Origin of the sequence: Bradyrhizobium jicamae, assembly GCF_018130215.1 — a bacterium.
GTDB lineage: Bacteria > Pseudomonadota > Alphaproteobacteria > Rhizobiales > Xanthobacteraceae > Bradyrhizobium > Bradyrhizobium jicamae_A.
This window is the reverse complement of sequence record NZ_JAFCKQ010000096.1, coordinates 1-7,220: the sequence shown is the minus strand read 5'-3', so window position 1 is coordinate 7,220 and position 7,220 is coordinate 1. Positions and strand designations below refer to the sequence as shown.

Below are 7,220 nucleotides of genomic sequence, written 5' to 3'. Positions count from 1 at the left end.
CTCGGCTATGTGTCCCTGATTGGCTTTGCGCTTCTGACACCGCTCAGTGTCATGACTGTACGCTATGGTGTGGCCCTCGCACATCAAATGCCAAAGCGTCAAATGGAGATCGCACTGTCCCTCTATCTCATCCTGATCAGCGTGCGGTTTGCGGCCTCTCTCTAACTAACTGGCGTCAGAGTTGGTGCGCTAAAATGTAAGGCGCGGCCCGCAAAACAATTCTCCCAGCGCCGTCGATAGTAGCCGACCTCTGTAACAAGATCAGTCAGAAGTCATTTCGTTTTGCGATCGATGGGTCCGGATTGGGCCCCTTAGCGGACCACGGCTGCGGTCGACGCGAGTCGGCTTTTCTCCTCGATCTTCTTGCCGCGACGCTCGGGCCGACCGACCAAGCAGCAGACGTCGTTACGGAGCGCGGTGTGAAGGTAGCAAAGCTGCAGGCGATCATGGCGGAAGTCGCGCGACGCTCCAGCGATCCCAATTTTGATCTGAACTAAGGTCGCAGGGGGCGGCCTTTACTTGGCCAGGCCACCTCGTCTCGCGCGTCTTTGACGTGGCCGACATATTTAGGATTTTAGGACCCCAAGGTGGTGATTTCTTCGTGGCAAAGAATGCACGCGATGTGCTACGCTACAAGTTGTGCGAGGGGTCGAAGATGATCGACAGGGACATAATCCCGGACCCAGGGGCGCCGTCTAACCCTCGAGCCTACCAGCGCTCCCACGAACATCGCGACGGAGGCGAACGCCGGGACGCGACAGTTCTGTTTGCGGACCTCGCGGGGTTCACTTCATTCGCAGAGCGATTCGGGGAAGAGGCAGCCTATGCGTTAATGCAGCACATCTCTGTGCTGACGACGAATGCCGTCCACGAACAAGGTGATCTTCCCCCGAAAAAGTGGACAGGCTTAAGCTGCTTTTAGCTCCATCTCGATCGGGCTGATATAGCCGATCGCCGAGTGACGACGGGTCCGATTGTAGAAGCCTTCGATGTAAGCAAAGACATCACGCGCGGCTTCCGCCCGGGTCGCATATTGTGTGTGGTAAACCTGCTCGGTTTTGAGCGTGTGGAAGAAGCTCTCGATCGGGGCATTGTCATAGCAGTCGGCCTTGCGGCTCATCGACGCCTTGAACCCCGCGGATTGCAACAGCTTGCGATACTCGGCCGAGGCATATTGAACGCCGCGATCTGAATGGTGGATCAGGCCGGCGCCAGGTCGCTGTGCCGAGATCGCCATCCGTAAGGCTGACAACGGCAGGTCGGCTCGCAAATGATCCGCCATCGCCCAGCCCACGATCCTTCGGCTGTAGAGGTCCAGGATCGCGGCCAGATAGAGCCAGCCCTGATCCGTCTCGATGTAGGTGATATCGGCGAGCCAGATCCGGTTCGGCGCAGTGGCGGTGAAGTTGCGATCGAGCAGGTTCGGGGCGATCGGGAGGTCGTGACGGCTGTCGGTCGTCCGCACCCGGCGAGGCCGTGCCATAATGGCCCTGATCCCGTGATGACGCATCAATCGTTCGATGCGGCCGCGGCTCGCTCCGCGGCCTATCGCCTTCAGCTCGACATGGATACGCGGGCTGCCGTAGCGTCCGTTTGTGTCGCGATGGACCCGCTTGATGTCGTTGACGAGCCCACGGTTGGCGGCCGAACGCGGGCTCTCCGGGCGCGTGCGCCAGGCATAGTAGCCGGCCGGCGAGACATCGAGCACATCGCACAGGATCGTCACCGGGTAATCGGCGCGGCGATCTTCAATAAAGCGGAATCTCATTTCGGAGCTCCAGCAAAGATCGCGATCGACTTTTTTAAAATGTCGCGCTCCATGCGTAGCCGCTCGTTCTCCCGCTGCAAACGAGCAATCTCCGCCGCGTGGTCCGCCGACGGCAGCGTCGCCTGCGTTGTGGGGCGCCGCGACGCCGCCGTCGGCTCCAGCCGGGCCCCTCGCTGCAGCACCCATCGCCGTAGCACGGAATCGCGCAGGCCAAGTTCGTTGGCCACAGATCCAATCGAGCGGCCACTCGACGCCACAAGATCGACCGCCTGCCGCTTGTAATCGTCCGTAAACGACCGACGTTGACGTCCTTCCATCCGACACCTCCTGGCTCCTCGAGCCTACTACAGGTGTCCATCAATTCGGAGGAGGTTCATGGTGGCGTAGTAAAAAGCTTTACCGGCGATGGCGTTATGGCGCTGTTCGGCGTACCAGTCGCTTTGGAGGACGCTCCGCTCCGAGCTTGCCACGCGGCACTCCTAATCCAACGACGGCTCGCGGCAACAGCTCCTGCCATAGCGACAAAGCACGGCCTTAGCCCTCAGTTGCGGATTGGCATCAACACGGGCCCGGTGATTGTAGGCCAAGTCCAGAGCGGTGAAAGCACTAGCGTCACTGCGCTCGGCGACGCAGTGAACTTGGCATCTCGAATCCAAGCGCTGTGCCCGCCCGGAGGAGTGGTGCTGAGTGAGGCGACTCACAGATTGGTACAAGGCATAGTGGAAAGCCAGGCAGCGGGTGCGCACGAGATAAAAGGAAAGGCAGAACGTCAGCGGATCTATCGGCTGACCGGCCTTCGCCAAGGTGCAATGCGGTTCGATGTGGCCCTCAGTCGCGGGCTCACGCCGTGTGTTGGCCGACTGGCCGAGATAAAGTTGCTCGAGCAATGTCTAAAAGAAGCGGCTAGCCGTGTACGGGTGGCCGATCTCGTAGGCGAAGCGGGAATTGGAAAGTCGAGACTAATTTACGAATTTCGCAACCGGATCCCAGACAAAGGAATATTCAACCTGGCTGGAAGCTGCTCGGAGAATGGCCAACAAACGGCGTTTCTCCCGTTCATAGAGGTGGTGCGAGGATCGTTTCGCATTAGCGCAGGAGAAGATGAAGGCCAGATAGCCTCGAAGCTGGAGAAGGGCCTGACAGTTCTGGGCCTCGCCTCCGAGCAAAATTTGGGTCTCTTGCTGAATTTGTTGAGCCTCAGCGTTCCTGAAGGGGCGTTGAAGGGGCTTGACGGCGTACTAATAGGATTGCGCACGCGTGACTTGCTCCTGCGCCTCCTACAAGCGCGTTGCCAGCTTACGCCCGTGGTTCTGGTGCTCGAAGACTTGCACTGGGCGGATAGTGCTTCAGAAGAGCTGTTAATCAGGTTGGTTTCGCACGAAGACTCGCTTCCGCTGCTAATTCTTCACAGCCGCCGACCGGAATACCGGCCGCCTTGGATCAAGCAATCGAATACAACAACTTTCGCCCTAGAACCGTTGTCGCCAGCAGAGACGTCGCAGATCGTTGGAGCGCGGTTCCGAGCGACCGAATTGCCAATGGCACTGTCTAAGCTCATCACGGATAAAGCGGAGGGCAATCCGCTCTTCGCTGAGGAGATCGCAAGTTACCTCGCTGAGCGCGGAGCTGTGCGTAGCGCCGCCTCTGGAGTAATCTATGAGGAAGGAGCGGTGGCGACGACGTTGCCCTCAAGTCTTCGGTCGCTGCTGACTGCCCGAGTTGACCAACTCGCACCAAACGACAGAACTTTATTGCAAGCGGCGTCGGTTATCGGTCGGCGCTTTGCACCCGATGTTTTGGCGGCAGTCGTCGGCGCCGACGTTCAGATCTTTGCGCGATTGTCCGCCATTGGACCCTTGGATGTGGTTCATCCAGACGACAAGACGGAGGACTTCATCTTCAAGCATGTGCTGGTGCGGGATGCGCTATACGATAGCCTTCTGAGCGGGCCGCGCAAACAGCTGCATTTGAGTGTCGCCGACGAGATTGAGCGGCGCAGTGCCCATCGGCTTACCGAGGTCGCTGAGACCTTAGCCTATCACTACGGGTGCGCCGAGTCGGCTGTTAAGGCCTTTCGTTATTTTGCGATGGCGGCCAGGAAAAGCCTCGACATATACGCCCTTGAAGAGGCCGAGCGGCACTTTAGAAGAGCTTTGGAACTCGCGGAAGCAGATCCCGGTTGCGTATCGGACTCTGAATTTACCAATATGTTGGCCGGCTTCACGCGGCTTTTGAATCTGGAAGCGCGCGTCAAAGAACTGACCGAGTTGGTGGAGCGCCTCCTACCTAGGATAGAGGCTGCCGGTGATTCAGGGGATCTGGTGCTTGTTTTGCACCATTTTTCCTGGGCGCTTCTGACCAGGGCTCAATTCAAAGCGGCACACGAGATAAGTCGTCGCAGCATGGAAGCAGCAAAACGCCTGGGCGACAGTTGCTCGTTAGCGTACGGTCAATCCAGCTTTGTTCACACCTCAATCATTTTGTCGCCGCTACCACTCGATTCCTTTGAGACCTTTGTACGCAATGCATTGCAGCTCAGTGACCGAACCGGTGACTCCTACCTTCGGACTTGGGTCTTATTTACAATTGCGTGGGATTATATCAATCGTGGCCTAACGCGCGAGGCTCGTAGCTACGCCGAACGAGTCTTGGATGCAGGGCGAGCCTATGGTGATCCGAGAGGCTTCGCCGTAGGCCTATGGCTCCTCGGCTGGGTCGATATTGTTGAGGAGCGGTATCAAGAAGCCACATCGCGCGCCGACGAATGTATTCGCGCCGCCCTGACGCCCTTGGATCGAAGTGTGGGGATCCAGATCAAGGGATTGGCGCTAGCGCTCAGCGGGAAGGTTGAGGAAGGCGCGGCATTGCTTCGCGAGGCCCGCAGTGGCTTTCTTGCAAATGACTGGCGCTTTAATCTTGCCGGAACAGACTTGGCGCTAAGCGTAGCAACGGTCTTGGGCGGCGCATTCTCACAAGGCATCCGACTTTGCGAGAAATGTATCCGCGAGCAAGAAGCCGCAGGGTATAAAAGCGCTGCGGACTGGGCGCTGACCTTGCCCCACAGGCTTAATCCAGTGTGAAGTTCGCTCTGGCCCACGACAAGGACCAAAGCATGAAGCGCAGCCGCTTTTCGGAAGAGCAGATCATCGGGATTTTGAAGGAGCACGAGGCCGGCGTTTCGGTTGCCGACCTGTGCCGCAAGCACGGCGTCAGCGACGCCAGCATCTACAAATGGAAGGCGAGATTCGGCGGTATGGAGGTGTCGGAGGCCAAGCGGCTGAAGGCACTGGAGGATGAGAACTCGCGGCTGAAGCGGTTGCTGGCGGATGCCATGCTCGACAATGTCGCGCTGAAGGACTTGCTGGGAAAGAAATGGTGACGCCCGCGGCTGAGCGGAAAGCTGTTGCCCATCTCATGGATGCCCACGGGATGAGCGAACGGCGGGCGTGTAAAACCATCGGCAGCTGCCGCATGACTATGAGATACAAGACGATCCGGACGGACGATGGCGGCCTTCGCCAGCGTATGAAGGCGATCGCTCATGAGCGCCGCCGCTTCGGCTATCGGCGCGTGCATGTCTTGCTCAAGCGGGAGGGCTACAGGGTCAACCACAAGAAGCTGTTCCGGCTTTACCGGGAAGAGAAGCTTGCAGTGCGCCGCCGTGGCGGCCGCAAGCGCGCTATCGGGACCAGGGCGCCGATGACGGTGCCGATGGCGCCGAACGACCGCTGGTCGCTCGACTTCGTGTCGGATCAGCTGACCTGCGGCCGCCGCTTCCGCGTCCTCACCGTGGTCGATGACTGCACCCGCGAGTGCTTGGCGCTGGTCGCCGATACCTCGCTCTCCGGCATCCGCGTGGCGCGGGAACTGGACCGGCTGATGATCGAGCGCGGCAAGCCGAAAATGGTGGTCAGCGACAACGGCAGCGAGCTGACCAGCAACGCCATCCTGACATGGGCGGATCAGAGCCGCGTCGCATGGCACTACATTGCGCCGGGCAAGCCCATGCAGAATGCCTTCATCGAGAGCTTCAACGGCCGGCTGCGGGATGAATTGCTGAACGAGACGCTGTTCACGTCACTGGCCCAGGCTCGCGTCGCACTCGGATGCTGGCGGACCGATTACAATGATGCACGGCCACACTCGCAGCTCGGATGGAAGACGCCCTCCGAGTTCGCCTTCACCTGTCACCCGCGCCGGGATCTGGCGCTGCGCTATGCCGAAAGCTCCGCGCCAGCTCCCGTCGCTATCACCGCCAAACCGGGCAAATCCAACTGCCAGGGCGAACTCAGGATTGGATAAAACTTGGGGGCAACGTCAGCGCGTTTGAACCTCGCTGAAATTTACTTGGAGATGCTAACTAGCAAGGAGAAGCCGCCACTGAAGACCATCCTGAAGAATGTTATTTTCTTGCTGCGCCTAAAAGTTTCTGGACCGGCCAGGATCGACCGACTACTGGACAAAGCCGACAAGAATACTCAATTCAGCGAACACGGAATACTACGGGCCCGTATCGAACTCAATTTCGCGCGCTTATACGCAATTCAGGGACGTTCCGTTCTCGGCCATAGTCATTTGGCGCGGGCAAAACGCATAGCCGAAGGTCTTTGTACCGAATCCTTGCTCGCACGAATCGACAAACTTGAGCACGCCGGCAGTGCGCGTCTCTCGGAACGTGATTTTTTGGGACCCCATAGCCCACCAGAACGTCGATGATGCGCTCGCGCAAATTATCAATCCCTCGGGGCAGGGAACGGTGCCCAGCTACAGCGTATCGTGGGTATGGATGCCTAAGTTAGTAGCTTCGAAATTCCGGCCATGAGGCACACTGGATATTGCAAGCCGCGAATGCTTCGGCGGGTGAAGCCCCCCGTCGGTCTCGGCTTGACCTCCCAATCACCATCCTGATGCTCTATTGCTTCGTGCACCACCGGCTGAAACATCGCAATGCGCTGACCAGCGCGCAGCTCGTCACGGTCAAACGCGCAGAGGAAGGCCGTTTTACCGCGTGACCGGGGCGGAGAGTTCGTCAAAGGAGTTTCGCCGTAGGTGCAGCAGTATGCAAAGCCGGCCCCGGCGTAGCGGGCTGCGCGGGGCCGGTGAGGTAATCCACTCGAAGGTCTCGATGCTAGATCGTGTTCGGCTGCAATTCTTTGACAATCTCGGAGTACCGGAATTATACGGGGCCGCCCCCGCCGAACCTTGGATCAGCGCCCTCCGCTGCGGGCGCCGTTTCCACTTTCTGGGCTCTAGACTAGACAACGAAAGCCTCGAAGCGGAGGTGAGGTGCTGAGTTGCGACAATTGTGCGCAGCAATTTAAACTATATTAAACGGTCGCCCCGATAGGTTCGCTCGCTATTTAGCGACCGAGGATAACATGACAGAGCCCAAAGCGTGGCCGTCAGTGGTTGGAATGCCCTCGCGAATGAGGTGGACGACAAGTAGGCGGCA

The 7,220-nt window shown here is 58.8% G+C and carries 4 protein-coding genes; 3 read left to right on the top strand and 1 reads right to left on the bottom strand.

Going from position 1 to position 7,220, the window contains the following annotated elements; genetic code table 11:
- Nucleotides 1–907: 907 nt before the first annotated feature.
- Nucleotides 908–2,085 (bottom strand): IS3 family transposase gene (locus tag JQ586_RS39805; RefSeq protein WP_249148683.1). Its coding sequence is split into 2 segments (ribosomal slippage): nt 908–1,768 and nt 1,771–2,085, totalling 1,176 coding nucleotides; the frame shifts between segments, so codons are not numbered across the junction.
- 33 nt (nt 2,086–2,118) lie between these two features.
- Between JQ586_RS39805 and JQ586_RS39800 the strand changes: the two genes are divergently transcribed.
- From JQ586_RS39800 to JQ586_RS39790, 3 genes are all read left to right on the top strand, one after another.
- Nucleotides 2,119–4,848: an AAA family ATPase gene (locus JQ586_RS39800; RefSeq protein ID WP_212400082.1), complete on the top strand. Its 2,730-nt coding sequence runs from the start codon at nt 2,119–2,121 to the stop codon at nt 4,846–4,848.
- 32 nt (nt 4,849–4,880) lie between these two features.
- Nucleotides 4,881–6,070 (top strand): IS3 family transposase gene (locus tag JQ586_RS39795; protein WP_212400081.1). Its coding sequence is split into 2 segments (ribosomal slippage): nt 4,881–5,130 and nt 5,130–6,070, totalling 1,191 coding nucleotides; the frame shifts between segments, so codons are not numbered across the junction.
- Between the two features lie 24 nt (nt 6,071–6,094).
- Entirely contained in the window at nt 6,095–6,484 is a 390-nt protein-coding gene (locus JQ586_RS39790) for a hypothetical protein (protein WP_212400080.1), read from the top strand.
- The last annotated feature ends 736 nt before the right edge of the window (nt 6,485–7,220 follow it).